The 16,388-nt window shown below is 68.9% G+C and carries 16 protein-coding genes; all 16 read left to right on the forward strand.

The features are described 5' to 3' along the window. Positions 1–3 precede the first annotated feature (3 nt). The 16 genes from hpt to PJB24_RS07990 all read left to right on the forward strand — a co-directional run bounded on the left by hpt (position 4) and on the right by PJB24_RS07990 (position 16,344). A complete protein-coding gene (gene hpt / locus PJB24_RS07915) occupies positions 4–543 on the forward strand; it encodes a hypoxanthine phosphoribosyltransferase (RefSeq protein ID WP_273844566.1) in 540 nt (179 codons plus the stop codon). A 137-nt stretch (positions 544–680) separates the two neighbouring features. Further along, positions 681–1,556 (forward strand): FAD binding domain-containing protein, encoded by an 876-nt coding sequence (locus PJB24_RS07920; RefSeq protein WP_273844569.1) that lies wholly within the window; start codon positions 681–683, stop codon positions 1,554–1,556. Further along, a complete protein-coding gene (locus PJB24_RS07925) occupies positions 1,553–2,020 on the forward strand; it encodes a (2Fe-2S)-binding protein (RefSeq protein WP_273844570.1) in 468 nt (155 codons plus the stop codon). The genes PJB24_RS07920 and PJB24_RS07925 overlap by 4 nt, the downstream gene beginning before the upstream one ends. After that, entirely contained in the window at positions 2,020–3,399 is a 1,380-nt protein-coding gene (locus PJB24_RS07930) for an 8-oxoguanine deaminase (RefSeq protein ID WP_273844571.1), read from the forward strand. The genes PJB24_RS07925 and PJB24_RS07930 overlap by 1 nt, the downstream gene beginning before the upstream one ends. After that, positions 3,396–5,738, forward strand: coding sequence for a xanthine dehydrogenase subunit D (gene pucD, locus PJB24_RS07935; RefSeq protein ID WP_273844573.1), 2,343 nt, complete (start codon positions 3,396–3,398; stop codon positions 5,736–5,738). Before PJB24_RS07930 ends, pucD begins: the two co-directional genes overlap by 4 nt. A gap of 113 nt (positions 5,739–5,851) precedes the next feature. Next, positions 5,852–7,828: a solute carrier family 23 protein gene (locus PJB24_RS07940; protein ID WP_273844575.1), complete on the forward strand. Its 1,977-nt coding sequence runs from the start codon at positions 5,852–5,854 to the stop codon at positions 7,826–7,828. After that, positions 7,825–8,394 (forward strand): nucleoside deaminase, encoded by a 570-nt coding sequence (locus PJB24_RS07945; RefSeq protein ID WP_273844578.1) that lies wholly within the window; start codon positions 7,825–7,827, stop codon positions 8,392–8,394. Before PJB24_RS07940 ends, PJB24_RS07945 begins: the two co-directional genes overlap by 4 nt. Positions 8,395–8,489: 95 nt before the next feature. Then, complete coding sequence (locus PJB24_RS07950) at positions 8,490–9,872, forward strand: nucleobase:cation symporter-2 family protein (RefSeq protein ID WP_273844580.1); 1,383 nt, start codon at positions 8,490–8,492, stop codon at positions 9,870–9,872. Further along, a complete protein-coding gene (gene uraD / locus PJB24_RS07955; RefSeq protein WP_273844583.1) occupies positions 9,872–10,393 on the forward strand; it encodes a 2-oxo-4-hydroxy-4-carboxy-5-ureidoimidazoline decarboxylase in 522 nt (173 codons plus the stop codon). The genes PJB24_RS07950 and uraD overlap by 1 nt, the downstream gene beginning before the upstream one ends. Further along, positions 10,390–11,262: a factor-independent urate hydroxylase gene (gene pucL / locus PJB24_RS07960; RefSeq protein WP_273844585.1), complete on the forward strand. Its 873-nt coding sequence runs from the start codon at positions 10,390–10,392 to the stop codon at positions 11,260–11,262. Before uraD ends, pucL begins: the two co-directional genes overlap by 4 nt. Continuing rightward, on the forward strand, positions 11,259–11,594 hold the full coding sequence (uraH, locus tag PJB24_RS07965) for a hydroxyisourate hydrolase (RefSeq protein ID WP_273844588.1): 336 nt from the start codon (positions 11,259–11,261) through the stop codon (positions 11,592–11,594). The genes pucL and uraH overlap by 4 nt, the downstream gene beginning before the upstream one ends. 2 nt (positions 11,595–11,596) lie before the next feature. Then, on the forward strand, positions 11,597–12,964 hold the full coding sequence (gene allB, locus PJB24_RS07970) for an allantoinase AllB (protein WP_273844589.1): 1,368 nt from the start codon (positions 11,597–11,599) through the stop codon (positions 12,962–12,964). Continuing rightward, complete coding sequence (locus tag PJB24_RS07975) at positions 12,961–13,374, forward strand: DUF3830 family protein (RefSeq protein WP_273844591.1); 414 nt, start codon at positions 12,961–12,963, stop codon at positions 13,372–13,374. Before allB ends, PJB24_RS07975 begins: the two co-directional genes overlap by 4 nt. A 21-nt stretch (positions 13,375–13,395) precedes the next feature. Further along, the gene (locus PJB24_RS07980) at positions 13,396–14,415 is read left to right on the forward strand and encodes an aspartate/ornithine carbamoyltransferase family protein (RefSeq protein ID WP_273844592.1); all 1,020 of its coding nucleotides are present in this window, start codon (positions 13,396–13,398) and stop codon (positions 14,413–14,415) included. A gap of 4 nt (positions 14,416–14,419) precedes the next feature. Beyond that, positions 14,420–15,361, forward strand: coding sequence for a carbamate kinase (gene arcC, locus PJB24_RS07985; RefSeq protein ID WP_273844594.1), 942 nt, complete (start codon positions 14,420–14,422; stop codon positions 15,359–15,361). Next, entirely contained in the window at positions 15,358–16,344 is a 987-nt protein-coding gene (locus PJB24_RS07990; protein ID WP_273844595.1) for an asparaginase, read from the forward strand. The genes arcC and PJB24_RS07990 overlap by 4 nt, the downstream gene beginning before the upstream one ends. The last annotated feature ends 44 nt before the right edge of the window (positions 16,345–16,388 follow it).

Raw genomic sequence — 16,388 nt, forward strand, 5'->3', positions numbered from 1 at the left:
ACGATGGACGGCGTTCCGAAGCCGGGCCGGATCCTCGTCTCCTCCGAAGCGATAGACCGCAGGCTCGGGGAGCTCGGCGCCCGCATCACCGCTGACTACCGCGAGAGGAACCCCCTGCTCCTCGTCGGCATCCTGCGCGGGGCGTTCGTGGTGCTGAGCGACCTGATCCGACGCCTCGAGATCCCCTGCGAGGTGGACTTCATGGAGGTCTCCTCCTACGGGACCGGAACCTCCTCGAGCGGGGTGGTTCGCATCCTCAAAGACCTCGAAGAGGACATAACCGGCCGGCACGTGCTCATCGTGGAGGACATAATCGACACGGGGCTGACCCTCTCCTACCTGAAAAGATCGCTGCTTGCGCGCAACCCGGCGTCTTTGGAGATCTTTGCGCTTCTGAGCAAGCCGAGTCGCAGGAGGGTTGAGATAGAGGTGAAGTACCTGGGTTTTGAGGTGCCGGACGAGTTCGTCGTCGGGTACGGCATAGACTACGCCGGCTACCACCGCAACCTCCCCGACATCCACGCCCTTCTTGACAGCCCCTGAGAACGGGCTGTACAATCCACGAATTAAAATTTACAGTCCGCTTTGCGGAAAGTGAGGAGAGAGGAAAAGGCGCGCCGCGCAGGCGATCACCTAGCCTTATCTCCCTGAAGTAGCGAGAGACGTGAAAGGGGAGAGGGTTGGAGTTTCTGCAACCGGCTACCTGGCACGAGGCTCTGGAGGCCAGGGCTGAACACCCCGAGGCGAGGCCCATCTTCGGTGGCACGGACGTGATGGTCGAGCTCAACTTCGACCGGGACCGGCCCGGGGCGCTCCTGGATCTCACGCGCGTACCGGAGCTTTCTGAGTGGGGTGAGGAGGATGGCATGGTGAGGATCGGGGCGGGGGTCAGCTACGCCCGGATCATAGAGGAGGTGGGGGGCAGGCTCCCCGCCCTGGCCATGGCTTCCAGGACGGTCGGCTCGCCCCAGATCCGCAACCGGGGCACCGTCGGGGGGAACCTGGGGACGTCTTCTCCGGCGGGCGACTCTCTGCCGCCGCTGTATGCGGCCGGTGCGGAGGTGGAAGTCTGCTCGGTGAGGGGGGTGCGGCGGGTTTCGGTCGAGGAGTTCGTGAGGGGCCCCAAGCGCAACGCGCTCGCGGGGGACGAGCTGATCTCTGCGGTCGTGGTCCCGGTGGCCCGGGGGCCGGAGCAGTTCTCCAAGATCGGGACGAGGAACGCGATGGTCATCGCGGTCTGCTCGCTCGCCGTCTCGCTCGACGTGGAGCGCAGGAAGGTGCGGGCGTGCATCGGCTCTGCGGGCCCCACCCCCATCCGGGCACGCGAAGCCGAGGGCTTCATCGAGGGGGTGCTCGACGAGGAAGGACTCTGGGAGAGCCGGGGCGAGATAGGGGAGGAGACACTCGGCCGGTTCGCGGAGCTCGTGCGAGAAGCGGCGCGGCCCATAGACGACGTCCGCTCGACGGCGGAGTACCGCCGGCACGCGGTCGGGGTTCTGGCCCGCAGGGAGCTAGTGTGGGTCTGGCAGGAGTACCGGGGAGGTGAGGCCAGGTGAGGCTGCGTCTGGAGGTCAACGGGGAGGTGCGCGAGGTCGAGGGCGTCTGGGAGGGGGAGAGCCTTCTGTACGTCCTGCGCGAGCGCCTCGGGCTCTACGGTTCCAAGAACGCCTGCGAGCAGGGCGAGTGCGGCTCGTGCTCGGTCTACCTCGACGGGGTGCTGGTGTGCTCGTGCCTGGTCGCTGCCGGTCAGGCCGAAGGCAGGGAGGTCGTCACCGTCGAGGGGCTCGCGGAGGGGGAGGGGCTGCACCCCGTGCAGGAAGCCTTCGTCGAGGCCGGGGCGGTACAGTGCGGGTTCTGCACGCCCGGGTTCGTCGTGGCCACCCACGACCTGCTCTCGCGCAACCCCGAGCCCACGGATGCCGAGATCCGGGAGGCCCTGGCGGGCAACCTCTGCCGCTGCACCGGCTACGAGAAGATCCTCGACGCCGTCCACCGCGCCGCGGAGAGAGTCCGGGTGTGATGGCCGGAAGGCTTCTCATCGAGGGGTGCGCCATCGCCGCGGTGGGCGCGGAGGGGGCCGAGCACGCCCGCGGGCACCTCGTGATAGAGGACGGACGCATCGCCGCGGTCGGCGAGGGGCCCGTCCCCGGGAGGTTGCGGGAGGGGGCGCGGGTGGTGGATGGTCGGGGTCGTCTGGCCACACCAGCGCTCGTCAACTGCCACCACCACCTCTACCAGTGGGCGACGCGTGGGATGGCCCAGCAGGAGGGCCTCTTCGGGTGGCTCTCAGGGCTCTATCCCCTCTGGGCCTGCATCGACGAGGAGGTGGAGCACGCGGCCGCTTCGGCCGGGCTTACGGCGCTCGCGCTCTCCGGGTGCGCGACCACGACCGACCACCACTACGTCTTCCCGCACGGGGCGGGTGATCTCTTCGCCGCCGAGGTGGAGGCGGCGAGGGAGGTGGGATTGCGCTTCCATCCCACGCGGGGATCGATGGACCTCGGGGAGTCGCGGGGCGGGCTGCCCCCGGACGGGGTGGTGGAGGATCTGGAGGAGATCCTCGCGGCGAGCGAGGAGGCGGTGGACCGCTACCACGATCCCTCGCCGGGTTCGATGCTGCGCGTCGCGCTCGCCCCCTGCTCGCCCTTCTCCGTCACGCGTGAGCTCATGGCCGAGAGCGCCAGGCTCGCGCGCGAGAAAGGGGTCAGGCTGCACACCCACCTCGCCGAGACCGTCGACGAAGAAGAGTACTGCCGGGAGCGCTACGGCGTGCGGCCCGCGGAGTATCTGGAGGAACTCGGCTGGATCTCCGACGACGTCTGGCTCGCCCACTGCGTCCACCTCGATGGCGGGGAGGTGCGGCGCTTCGGGCGGGCGGGGACCGGCGTCGCGCACTGCCCCTCGTCCAACGGCAGGCTCGGGGCCGGGATAGCGCCGGTCGCGGAGATGCTCGGGGCCGGGGTGCCGGTCGGTCTCGGGGTGGACGGGGCTGCCTCCAACGAGGCCGGGGAACTCGCGGGCGAGATGCGGCAGGCGCTCCTTCTGGCGCGGCTCGAGGGAGGTCCCGGGGCGCTCACGGCCCGTCAGGCGCTCGAGCTCGCCACGCTGGGCGGGGCGCGTTGCCTGGGGAGGGAGGACGAGATCGGCTCGCTCGAGCCCGGCAAGCTCGCCGACGTCGCGCTCTGGAGGCTCGACGATCTGTGGCACGCCGGGGTCGAGGATCCCGTCGCCGCGCTCGTCTTCGGACGCACCCCGCGCGTCGAGACGCTCTTCGTCGGCGGGCGGGCGGTGGTCGAGGGCGGGGAGATCACGACCGTCGATGAAGAAGAGGTGGCGAATGAGCTCTCCGCGGCGGGCCGCAGGCTCGCCGCGAGGTTCGAGGAGGTTCGAGGGAGATGACGCTTCAGAGTGCAGTTCCGGTCCGGACGCGTCCTCAGGTTCCCGGGAAGATCGGGCAGAGCACCACCCGCTCCGACGGCGTCCCGAAGGTGAAGGGGGAGTTCGAGTACTCCTCGGATCTGTGGATGGAGGGGATGCTGTGGGGTGCGACGCTGAGGAGCCCGCACCCCTCCGCCATCATCCGCTCGCTGGACACCTCCGCGGCCGAGGCGGTGCCGGGCGTCTACGCCGTTCTGACCCACGAGGACGTACCCGGCAGGAAGGTCTACGGGATGGAGGTTCCCGACCAGCCGGTCCTCGCCTGGGAGAGGGTGCGGTATGTCGGGGAGCCGGTCGCGCTCGTCGCCGCCGACCACCCCGAGACCGCCCGGAGGGCGCTGGAGAAGATAGAGGTCGACTACGAGGTCCTCGAGCCCCTCACCGACGCGGAGGAGGCGCTGCGGGAGGACGCGCCGAAGCTTCATCCCTCGGGCAATCTGCTCAAGCACGTCCACATCGTCCACGGCGACGTCGAGAAGGCCGCCTCCGAGGCCGAGGTCGTGGTCGAGGGGGAGTACGAGGTCGGGATGCAGGACCAGGCGTTCCTGGGGCCCGAGTCCGGGCTCGCGGTCCCCGACGGACAGGGAGGGGTGGACCTCTACGTCTCGACCCAGTGGCTGCACATAGACCAGAAGCAGATCTGCGAGTCGCTCGGGCTCCCGCCGGAGCGGGTGCGCCTGACGCTCTCGGGGGTCGGCGGGGCGTTCGGGGGCCGGGAGGACCTCTCGATGCAGATCCACGCGTGTCTGCTCGCGCTCGAGACCGGGCGCCCGGTGAAGATGGTCTACAACCGGGAGGAGTCCTTCTACGGACACGTCCACCGCCATCCCTGCCGGATGCGCTACGAGCACGGGGCGAAGAAGGACGGCACCCTCCTCTACGTGAAGGCCCGCATCGTCCTCGACGGCGGGGCCTATGCCTCGAGCTCGAACGCGGTGTGCCTGAACGCCGGCACCTTCGCCTGCGGCCCCTACCGGGTGCCGAACGCCCTGGTCGACAGCTACATGCTCTACACCAACAACCCGCCGTGCGGCGCTATGCGGGGCTTCGGGGCCGTGCAGGTCTGCTTCGCCTACGAGGCGCAGATGGACAGGCTCGCCAAAAAACTCGGCATGGACCCGGTCGAGCTCAGGATCAAGAACGCCATCGAGCCCGGAGACCGCTTCCCGTTCGGGCAGGAGGTCCCCTACCCGGCGCCGGTCGCGGAGATCCTCAGGCGGGTGAAGGAGATGCCCCTGCCGGAGGAGAAGGAGTTTGCGGGCCGGGATGTACGCGAGCTCCCCGGCGGGGTCTCGAACGTCACCCACGGGGAGGGCGTCGTTCGAGGCGTGGGGTACGCGGTCGGGTTCAAGAACATCGGGTTCTCGGCGGGCTTCGACGACTACTCCACGGCGCGCGTCACCCTCGCCGCGGAGGACGGAGAGCCGCTGGCGCGGGTGCACACCGCCGCGGCCGAGGTCGGACAGGGGCTCGTGACGGTGGAGGCCCAGATCGCGCGCACCGAGCTCGGGGTGGAGCGGGTGGAGGTCATGAACGCCGACACGAGCGTGGGCTCGGCGGGCTCCTCTTCGGCCTCCCGGCAGACCTACGTGACGGGATCTGCGGTGAAGCTGGCGTGCGAGGCGGTCAGAAAACGCCTCTTCGAGCGGGCGGCGGCGGAGCTCGGGGAGGATCCGGAGTGCCTTGCGCTCGAGGACGGCTGGGTCGTGCGCGACGGGGAGGCGCTCGTCCCGGTCGCAGACCTCCTCGAGGGAGAGGAGATCGAGGAGACCGTCGAGTACCACCACCGTCCGACCGAGCCGCTGGACGAGCGGGGGCAGGGGGATGCCCACCTGCAGTTCGCCTTCGCCGCCCACCGGGCGGTCGTGGAGGTCGACGCCGAGCTCGGGCTGGTGCGGGTCGTCGAGATCGCGACCGCCCAGGACGTGGGTAAGGCCATAAACCCGCAGGCGGTCGAGGGTCAGATCGAGGGCGGGGTGGCCCAGGGGCTGGGGCTCGCGCTCCTGGAGGAGATCCAGGTGAAGGAGGGAAGGATCCAGAACGCCTCCTTCACCGACTACCTGCTCCCGACGATCCTGGACATGCCTCCGGTACGCTCGGAGATCCTCGAGCTCGCGGACCCGGAGGCTCCCTACGGCCTCAAAGGCGTCGGCGAGCCGCCGACGATCTCCTCGACCGCGGCGATAGTCGCCGCGCTGCGCGACGCGACCGGGCGGGAGCTCACCCGCGTGCCGGTGCGCCCGGAGCACATCGTCGGGGAAGGGGCAGGACGTGGCGTCGGAGATGTGGTGGGGAGGTGATAGGGGCGTCGCACGACACCGGCAGGAGATCCATCGCAGGGAGGCAGGGGGAGGGCTGGGGTCCTCCTGAGGATACCCCGGAAGAAGGGTAAGAGAGGGAAAGGGAGACAGAGATGTCTGAGACTACGGCCGGGCGCACCCGCGTCCGCCATCCCGTGGACGAGGTACTGCCCGCGGGCAAGCTCGCGGTCTACGGTTTTCAGCACGTGCTGGCGTTCTACGCCGGGGCGGTCATCGTCCCGATACTGCTCGCCGGGGCGATAGGGCTGAGCAAGGAGCACCTCGTCTACCTGATAAGCGCCGACCTCTTCACGTGCGGGATAGCCTCGATCATCCAGTCGGTCGGGTTCTGGGAGGTCGGGGTGCGGCTGCCGCTGCTGCAGGGGGTGACCTTCACCGCCGTCGCCCCGATGATCGCCATCGGCAAGGCCAACGGCGGCGGGGTGAAGGGGTTGCTGGTGATCTACGGTTCGATCATCGTCGCCGGCATCTTCACCTTCCTGCTCGCCCCGTACTTCAGCCGCATCATCCGCTTCTTCCCCCCGGTGGTGACGGGCACCGTGATCACCGTGATCGGGGTGACGCTCGTGCCGGTGGCGATCCAGGACGCCGGGGGCGGGGACCCGAGCGCCCCGAGCTTCGGGAGCCTGCAGAACATCACGCTCGCCCTCTTCGTGCTCGTCCTCATCCTCGTCCTCTACCGGGTCTTCCGGGACCGCTTCCTGAGCACGATAGCCGTCCTGATCGGGCTGGCGGTGGGCACCGCGGTCTCGGCGGCGCTCGGGGTGGCGGACTTCGGACAGGTCTCGAAGTCCGCCTGGCTCGGGGTGACGACCCCGTTCCACTACGGGCTGCCGCACTTCCAGATCGCCGCGATAATCTCGATGGTGATCGTCATGCTCATCACCATGATCGAGACGACCGGCGATACCTTCGCGACCGGCGAGATCGTCGGTAAGCGCCTCGGTCCCAGGGACATCGCCCGCGCGCTGCGGGCCGACGGGCTCTCGACGCTCATCGGCGGCATCCTGAACTCCTTCCCCTACACCTGCTTCGCGGAGAACATCGGGCTGGTCCGGCTGACGGCAGTCAAGAGCCGGTGGGTCGTGGCCTCGGCGGGGGGCATCATGATCCTGCTCGGGCTCTTCCCCAAGCTCGCCGCGATCGTCGCCTCGATCCCCACGCCGGTCATCGGCGGGGCGGCTCTCGCGCTCTTCGGCACCGTGGCGGCGATAGGCATCCAGACGCTGCAGCGGGTCGACTTCAGCCGCACCAGCAACGTGCTCATCGTCGCGGTGAGCATCGGCTTCGCCCTGACCCCGGTGGTCTTCCCCCAGTTCTTCCAGCACTTCCCCTCCTCGTTCCAGGTGGTGCTCGGGAGCGGCATCACGCTCGGGAGCATCTGCGCTTTCGTCCTGAACTTCGTCTTCAACGTGCTGGGCGGCGAGCGACGCGAAACCGCCGCGGGACTCCAGGGAAGGCTCACCCTCGACGAGATCAACCGGATGAGCCGGGAGGAGTTCGCCGGGCGTTTCGGCCGGCTCTTCGAGGGGGGGCGCTGGGTCGCGGAGGAGGCCTACGACCGCCGGCCGTTCGCGAGCGTCTACGAGCTGCGCAGCGCCTTCCAGGACGCCCTGCTCGAGGCCGACCCCGAGCGCCAGCTCGCCCTCATCCGCTCCTACCCGCCGCTCGGCGTAATAGACCTCTCCGACGAGGCGCTCGCCGGGGAGCTGGGTCTCACCCCATCGGAGTACGAGGCGCTCACCAGCGCCGCCTCCGGCGGGGTGCTCGGACCGGAGTCGCTGCGCGACCGCGCCGCGGCGGGCCTCGACACCCTCAGCCCGGAGGAGTACGATGAATTCCTGCGTCTCAACCGGGCCTACCGGGAGAAGTTCGGCTTCCCGCTCGTGATCGCGCTGCGCGAGCGCGAGAGCAAGCAGGAGGTGCTCGAGGCTGGCCGGGCGCGCCTGGCGAACTCCCCGGCGCAGGAGCGGATGGCGGCGATGGTCGAGATCGCCAAGATCGCCGGCTACCGGCTGGAGGATATCGTGGAGGAGTCCGGCGGCGTGACGGTCGGGAGCGAAAGTTGAGCCTGCCGGCGGTCACCATCGAGCTGCCGGACTGGATGGAGGAGGCCGCTCCCGGCGGCCTCCTCTGCCCGACCCGCGAGGACCGGATGCGCTTCGTCGTGGACCTCGCCCGGGAGAACGTCCGCCAGAAGACCGGCGGACCGTTCGGCGCGGCCGTCTTCGAGCCGGATTCCGGCCGGCTCATAGCCCCCGGTGTCAACCTGGTCTACACCACGAACCTCTCCTGCGCCCACGCGGAGATCGTCGCCCTCTCGGTCGCCCAGAGGATCCTCGGCAGCTTCGACCTGGGCGAGGGCGGCCCCCTCGAGCTCGTCACCAGCACCGAGCCGTGCGCCATGTGCTTCGGCGGCGTGATCTGGTCCGGCGTCAAGAGCCTCGTCTGCGGCGCCCGCGAACAAGACGCCCGCGCCATAGGCTTCGACGAAGGCCCCAAGGTCCCCGACTGGCCCGAAGAACTCTCCCGCCGCGGGATCTCCATCGCCCGCGACGTCTGCCGCGCGGAGGCCGCCTCCGTCCTTGAAGAGTACGCAGAGAACGGCGGCGTGATCTACAACGCCCGCCGGTGACCACCCCACCCTTGACAGCCTCCCACATCCCGCTGTATAGTCCGTTGATCAGAATTATTTGTCCGTATTACGAAATATCTGGGGAAGGAGGAGAGATGGATCGGGGAGTAGGCGGGGGCAGGGATCCGGTAGACGAGGTATTGCCGGTTGGGAAGATGGCGGTCTTCGGGCTGCAGCACGTTCTGGCGATGTACGCCGGGGTGATAGCGGTACCGTTGATCATCGCGTCGGCGATAGGGTTGCCGGAGCGGGAGGTGACGTACATAACGGCGGCGAGTTTCTTCGTGTGCGGGGTGGCGACCCTGATCCAGAGCGTCGGGTTCTGGAGGGTCGGGATACGGCTGCCGATCGTGCAGGGGACCTCGTTCGTGACGGTGAGCCCGATGATCGCGATCGGGGGGCACTATGGGTTGAAAGGGATCTACGGTTCTGTGATCGCGGCGGGGGTCTTCGGGTTTCTCATCAGCCCTTACTACTCGAAGCTCCTGCGGTTCTTCCCGCCGGTGGTGAGCGGGTCGGTGATCACGGTGATCGGGCTCTCCCTGACGCCGGTGGCGATAGGCTGGGCCGCCGGGGGACAGCCGGGGCAGAAGGGCTACGGCGCGCCGGAGAACATCCTGGTCGCGCTCATCACGCTGGTCCTGGTGCTCGCCATCACACGCTTCTTCGGCGGGTTCATAGGCAGGATAGCTGTTCTGCTCGGGCTGGTGATCGGGACGGTCATCGCCGCGTTCTTCGGGATGGTGGACATAAGCGGGGTCGGGAAGGCCGGCTGGTTCGGGGTGACGACCCCGTTCCACTACGGGCTTCCTGCCTTCCATCTCGTTCCCATCGTAACGATGATGCTCGCGATGCTCGTCATAATGGTCGAGACGACCTCCGACATGCTCGCGATCGGCGAGATCGTGGGCAAGCCGCTGCGGGAAGGAGAGGAGGAACGGCTCGCGGACGGCCTGAGGGCCGACAGCCTCTCGACGGTCATCGGGGGAGTTCTCAACACCTACCCGTTCAGCGCCTTCGCGCAGAACGTCGGCCTCGTCCGCTACACCAACCTCAAGAGCCGCTTCATCGTCGCCGCGGGCGGGGTCATCCTGGTGCTGCTCGGGCTCTTCCCCAAGTTCGCTGCGCTGGTCACCGCGATCCCGCTGCCGGTCCTCGGCGGGGCCGGGCTCGTGCTCTTCGGAACCGTGGCCGCCTCCGGGGTGCAGACGCTCTCGCGGGTGGACCTCTCGGACAACCGCAACATCACTATCGTGGCGGTGAGCCTCGCGCTCGGGATCCTGCCGGCAGTAGCGCCGACCTTCTACGACAGGCTCCCCGACTGGGTGCAGGTCGTCTTCGGCAGCGGGATCACCTCCGCGAGCATCGCGGCGATAGTCCTCAACGTCGGCTTCCACATCCTCGGGGGAGGGACTGGGAGACGGCCCGCCCCCGCGACCGAGGCCGTCGAGCACGCGCAGCAGGCGGAGGAGGTCTAGTGTCGGGGGGGACGACGCTCCGGGAGGTGAACGCGCTCTCACGCGAGGAGTTCGTGGAGAGGTTCGGATCCCTCTTCGAGCACTCGCCCTGGGTGGCCTGGCGGGCGTGGGAGGAGCGGCCGTTCGGGAGCGTGGCGGAGCTCGAGGCGGCGTTGCGCCGGGCGGTGCAGGAGGCTTCGCGGGAGGAGAAGCTCGCCCTGATCCGGGCGCACCCCGAGCTCGCCGTCCCCGAGGGCGATCTCACCCCCGAGTCGGAGCGCGAGCAGCGCTCGGCCGGGCTCGACGGGCTGGGGGAGGGAGAGCGCAAGGAGTTCCTCCGGCTCAACCGGGCCTACCGGGAGAGGTTCGGCTTCCCCTACGTGGTGTGCGTCAGGGAGCACACCAGGGATTCGATCCTCGAGGATGCCCGCCGGCGGCTCGCGGGCGAGAGAGAGGAGGAGATAGAGAACGCGCTCGGGGAGATCGCCAAGATCTCCTCGCTGCGGCTCAGGGACATGCTGGAAGGAGATGATGGAGAGTGACGCAGGCGAAGAAAGGCGGCAAGGTCGCGCCCGGCACCTGCAACTACGGCAAGTCGGACATCCGGCTCGTCAAGGTCTTCCGGAACGGCGAGAGGCACGACCTCACCGAGGTGCACGTCGACGTGATGCTCTTCGGCGATTTCGAGGGCATCTACCGCGACGGGGACAACACCGGGGCGCTCGCCACCGACACCATGCGCAATACCGTCTACGCGCTGGCGAAGGATCACCTGGAGAAGGACGAGATAGAGCGCTTCGGAATGAGGCTCGTCGAGCACTTCATAGAAGCCGGGCCGCTCGTGCGCCGCGCCCGGATAGAGTTCACCGAGCATCCCTGGGAGCGCATCGAGGTCGATGGCAGGCCGCACGAGCATTCCTTCGTCCGCGCCGCCGGGGTGCGCACGGCGCGGGTGGAGGGCGGCGAGGACGGACGGATGCACGTCGAGGCCGGGATCGACGACCTGCTCGTGCTAAAGACCACCAACTCCGGCTGGGAGGGGTACCTGCACGAGCGCTTCACCACGCTGCCGGAGACGAACGACAGGATCCTCTCGACCGTCGTCACCGCGAACTGGGAGTACAACACCACCGGGGCGGACTTCTCCGGCGTCTGGCGCGGGGTCAGAGAGCAGATCCTCGCTACGCTCACCGACCACTACAGCCCCTCGGTCCAGAACACCCTCTACCGCATGGGCGAGGCGGTGCTGGAGCGATTCCCGGAGATAGAGCGCATCCACTTCTCGCTCCCCAACCGCCACCACATCCTCTACGATCTCGGGCGCTTCGGGATCGAGAACGAGGGCGTCATCTTCCACGCCGACGCCGAGCCCTACGGCCTGATCGAAGGCACCGTGGAGAGGTCCTCTTGAGCGGCTACCTGACCACCCACGTCCTCGACACCGCCCGCGGCCGCCCGGCGCGGGGCCTCAAGGTGGAGCTCTTCCGCCTCGAGGGCGGAGCGCGGGAGCACGTGAAGACCCTCACGACCAACGCCGACGGGCGCACCGACGAGCCGCTCCTCGAGCCGGAGCGCTTCGGGCGCGGCACCTACGAGATCGTCTTCCACGTCGGGGAGTACTTCGGCGGGGCGGGCTTCCTGGGCGAGGTCCCGGTGCGCTTCTCGGTCGAGGAGCCGGAGGAGCACTACCACGTCCCCCTCCTCGTCTCCCCCTACTCGTACACCACCTACCGGGGGAGCTAGCCTTGGCGGCCTTCGACCTCATCGTGCGCGGCGGGACGGTGGTGCGTGGTGACGGCTGCAGGGTGGCGGACGTCGGTGTTGCCGACGGCGTCGTCTCCGCCGTGGGCCCGGAGCTCGAGGGCGGTGCCCGCGAGGAGATAGACGCCCGGGGCCTCCTCGTCCTCCCCGGCGCGATCGACGCCCACGTCCACTTCAACGAGCCCGGGCGCACCGGCTGGGAGGGGTTTGCGAGCGGTACCCGCGCGCTCGCCACCGGGGGGACGACCCTCGGCGTGGAGATGCCGCTCAACGCCTACCCGCCCACGACCGACGCGGAGGGCTTCGACCTCAAGCTCGCCGCGGCGAAGAGGGCGGCCTTCGTGGACTTCGCGCTGTGGGGCGGGATCGTGCCGGGCAAGGTGGACCGGATGGAGGAGCTCGCCGAACGCGGGGTCGCCGGGTTCAAGGCGTTCATGTCCGCGACCGGCACCCCGGACTTCGAGGCCGCAGACGATCTCACCCTCTACGAGGGGATGCGCGAGGCCGCGCGTCTCGGACTTCCCGTCCTCGTCCACGCGGAGAACCGCCGGATCACCGACGCCCTCTCACACCGGGCCGCCTCGACTTTGCGCACCACGATGCGCGACTATCTGGACTCCCGGCCCGTAATAGCCGAGCTCGAGGCCATAAGCCGCGCCATCCTCTTCGCCTCCGAGGTTGGCTGCTCGCTGCACGTCGTCCACGTGAGCACTGGGCGCGGGGTCGCGCTCGTGGCCGAGGCCCGCTCGCGCGGGGTCGATGTCACCTGCGAGACCTGCCCGCACTACCTCCTCCTCACCGACGAGGACGCCGAGAGGATCGGGGCCGCCGCCAAGTGCGCCCCGCCGCTGCGCCCGCGTGAGGAGCTGGAGTCCCTGTGGGAGGAAGTGCTCTCGGGCGACGTCTCGTTTGTCACCTCCGACCACTCACCCTGCCCACCCGACATGAAGGCCGGGGAGGACATGTTCCGGGTGTGGGGTGGGATCTCCGGCTGCCAGTCGCTGCTCGCGGCGATTCTCACCGAGGGGCATCACCGGCGGGGACTCTCCCTCGAGAGGGTCGCGGAGCTGCTCTCCGGGGCGGTGGCCCGGCGCTTCGGGTTCACGGGGAAGGGCGGGATCGGGGAGGGGAACGACGCCGACCTCGTGCTCGTGGACCCCGGGGAGGATTTCACCCTGCGGGAGGAAGACCTCCAGTACCGGCACCCGATCAGCCCGTACGTCGGGATGCGCTTCCGGGGGCGGGTGGTGAGGACCCTCGTGCGCGGGAGGACCGTCTTCGCGGAGGGGAAGGTCGCCCCGGAGCCCGCGGGGAGGTTCGTGAGACCACAGAGAGAGAAAGGAGAGCGATGAGCGACGTCAGGATCACGGTCGGGCCCTACGAGTTCCTCGCCCGCTGGGAGAGCGAGCGGTGCCCGAAGACCTGTGAGGCCTTCGAGAAGCTTTTGCCCTACCGGCAGAAGATCATCCACGTCCGGTGGAGCGGGGAGGCCTGCTGGATCCCCCTCGGGGACTACAACCTCGGGGTGGGCTTCGAGGACGCCACCAGCGTCCCGCAGGCCGGGGAGATCCTCTTCTACCCCGGCGGCTACTCGGAGACCGAGATCCTCTTCCCCTACTACGGGACGGTCTTCAAGAGCAAGCTCGGCGTGATCGCCGGCAACCACCTGCTCACCGTGACCGAGGGTCACGAGAACCTGCGCCCGATGGGAGAGAAGGTCCTCTGGGAGGGCGCGCAGGACATCGTCTTCGAGAAAGCCTAGAGAAACAGGAAAGGAGCTGGCATGCAGAAAGAGGCGTTGAGGGACACGGCGAAATTGCCCTCCATCCGCTCGCTCGTGCGAGCGGTGGACTTCGAGGGCAGGAGCCTCCACTCCATAAACGACCTGACGAACGACCAGATCTACGCGCTCTTCGAGCTCGCCCGGGCGCTCGAACCCTTCCACCGCTCATCGGTGGACCTCCTCAGGGGCAGCGTGATGGTCACGCTCTTCTTCCAGCCGAGCACCCGCACCCGGATGAGCTTCGAGACCGCGATGCACCGGCTCGGCGGGGCGGTGGTGACCGAGGCGAACCCGCTCGTCTCCTCCTCGGCGGCCAAGGAGGAGTCGCTCGCGGACACGATGCGCACGATCTCCAAGTACGCCAACGTGATCGTGCTCCGGCACCCGGACGACGTCGCCGCCCGCGAGGGGGCCTCCTACGCCGAAGCCCCGGTCATAAACGGCGGCTGGGGCGACTGGGAGCACCCCACCCAGGCGCTCCTGGACCTCTACACCCTCTGGCGCACCCACGGCAGCGTCGAGGGAGCGAAGGTCGTCGTCGCCACCCCGGACATGGTCCACGCCCGCACCGGCCACTCGATGGCCTACGGGCTCGCCCGGCTCGGCGCGGAGGTGACGCTCGCCTCCCGCAGGGACTACCGGGCCCCGGAGGAGGTCATCGAGGGACTGCGCCGGATTGAGGGAGCCAAGGTGCGGGAGGTCTTCGACCTCGACCAGGACGGCTTCAACGATCTCGTCTCGGAGATGGACCTCGTCTACCTGCCGGGCTGCAGCGCCCCCAAGGGCGAGGCCGCCGAGGAGTTCAAGAAGATGATGGACGAGTACTACGTCCGGCTCGAGACGCTGGAGAAGGTCCGGGAGAGCGAGGGGCGCATCATAAGGGTCACCCACACCCTCCCGCGCCGTCCGGGTGAGATGGACCTGCGCATCGACGACACCACGCACCAGCAGTACTTCGAGGCCATAGCCTACAGCGTCGCGATCCGGATGGCCCTCGTCGCCGCGATCGTGGGGGCGTAGGGAGATGGAGAAGGTCGCGGTAATCGCCGTAGGGGGCAACTCGCTCATAAAAGACGAGAGCCACCGGGCGATGCCCTACCAGGAGGAGGCCGCCGCCGAGACCATGCGCCACATCGCCGAGATGATCTCGGGCGGGTGGGAGGTCGTGATCACCCACGGCAACGGCCCCCAGGTGGGCTACCTCTTGCGCCGCTCGGAGCTCTCGCGCCACGAGCTGCACGAGATCCCGCTCGACTACTGCGGCGCGGATACCCAGGGCGCGACCGGCTACATGTTCAAGAAGGCCCTCCACAACGAGTTCGCCCTGCGGGGCATCGACAAGCAGGTCGCGGCGATCGTCACCCAGACGGTCGTCGACCGCGACGATCCGGCCTTCGAGAACCCTACCAAGCCGGTGGGCTCGTTCATGGACGAGAAGACCGCTAAAGAGCGGGCCGGGAAGGAGGGCTGGACGGTCGTCGAGGACGCGGGCCGCGGCTGGAGGAGGGTCGTCCCCTCCCCCGCCCCGGTCAGGATCGTCGAGGCGCCGGTCATAGAGGCGCTCCTTGGGGCGGGCATCGTGGTCGTGGGGGCCGGCGGCGGCGGTATCCCGGTCGTCGAGGACGAGCGGGGGCTGCTGCACGGCGTGGCCGCCGTCATAGACAAGGACCACTCCTCGGCGCTTCTGGCCAACACGATCGGCGCCGATCTCTTCCTCATCTCGACGGCCGTCGAGCGGGTGGCGCTGAACTTCGGCAAGCCGGACGAGAGGTGGCTGAGCAAGATGACGCTTGAGGAGGCGAGGCGCTACCGCGAGGAGGGACACTTCGCGAAAGGGAGCATGGAGCCGAAGATCTCCGCTGCGATAAGCTTCCTGGAGCGCGGCGGGAGGGAGGCGATCATCACCAGCCCCGAGAACATCCCCAGCGCCCTCGCCGGCGAGACCGGAACCCACATCGTCCCGTGAGCCTCCCGGAGATAGCGCTCATCACCACCGGAGGCACGATCGCCGCCCGTCCCCTCCCCTCCGGGGAGGTCGTGGTCGCAGACTCGGGCGAGGAGCTCCTCTCCTCGGTCCCGGAGCTCGGCGGGATCGCGCGCGTCCGCCTCATCGAGCTCTTCAACATCGACAGCAGCCTGATGACCCCGCAGAACATGCTCGAGATCGCGCGCCGGGTGCGCGCCCTCGACCGTGACGAGAACCTCGCCGGCTTCGTCGTCGCCCACGGGACGGACACGATGGAGGAGAGCGCCTACCTGGTCGACCTGCTCTACGCCGGCGAGAAGCCGGTGGTCTTCACCGGGGCCCAGCGCAACGCCTCGGAGAGGGACTTCGACGGCCCCCGCAACCTGCTCGACGCCGCCCGCGTCGCCACAAGCCCCGCCGCCCGCAACCTCGGGGCCGTGATCGCGATGGCCGGCCGCATCGACGCCGCCCGCGACGCCACCAAGGTCCACACCACCGCCCTCGAGGCGTTCTCCTCGCTCGACCGCGGCAAGCTCGGCGAGATCTTCGACGGGACGGTACGCATCTTCCGCTCCCGCCCCCGCCCCGCCAACCTCGCCTCCCTCGACGACATAGAACCCAACGTCGCCCTCGTGAAGCTCGCCGCCGGTACGGACGGCACCTTCCTGCGCGCCGCCCGCGAGTCCGGGGCCGCAGGCATCGTGCTGGAGGCCCTCGGCCTCGGCAACGCCAACCCCGACGTCGTGCGCGAGGTGGAGCGCTGCACCGCCTCCAACGTACCCGTCCTCGTCGTCTCCCGCATCCCGCTCGGCGGTGTCGCCCCGGTCTACGGCGCGGGCCACGACCTGGCGCGCGCCGGAGCTCTCTTCGGCGGAGACCTCAGCGGCCAGAAGGCCCGCATCCTGCTCATGGCCGCCCTCGCCGCCAGCAGGAAGACCAGAGAACCTCTCCCCGGCCTCCTAGCCCCACACCTGGAGCTCTGAGAGAGCGCAGGGGTAATGTGCTATATTTCGTGATACGAAAGTGT

This window comes from Rubrobacter calidifluminis (genome assembly GCF_028617075.1).
In the GTDB taxonomy this organism is placed as follows: domain Bacteria; phylum Actinomycetota; class Rubrobacteria; order Rubrobacterales; family Rubrobacteraceae; genus Rubrobacter_E; species Rubrobacter_E calidifluminis.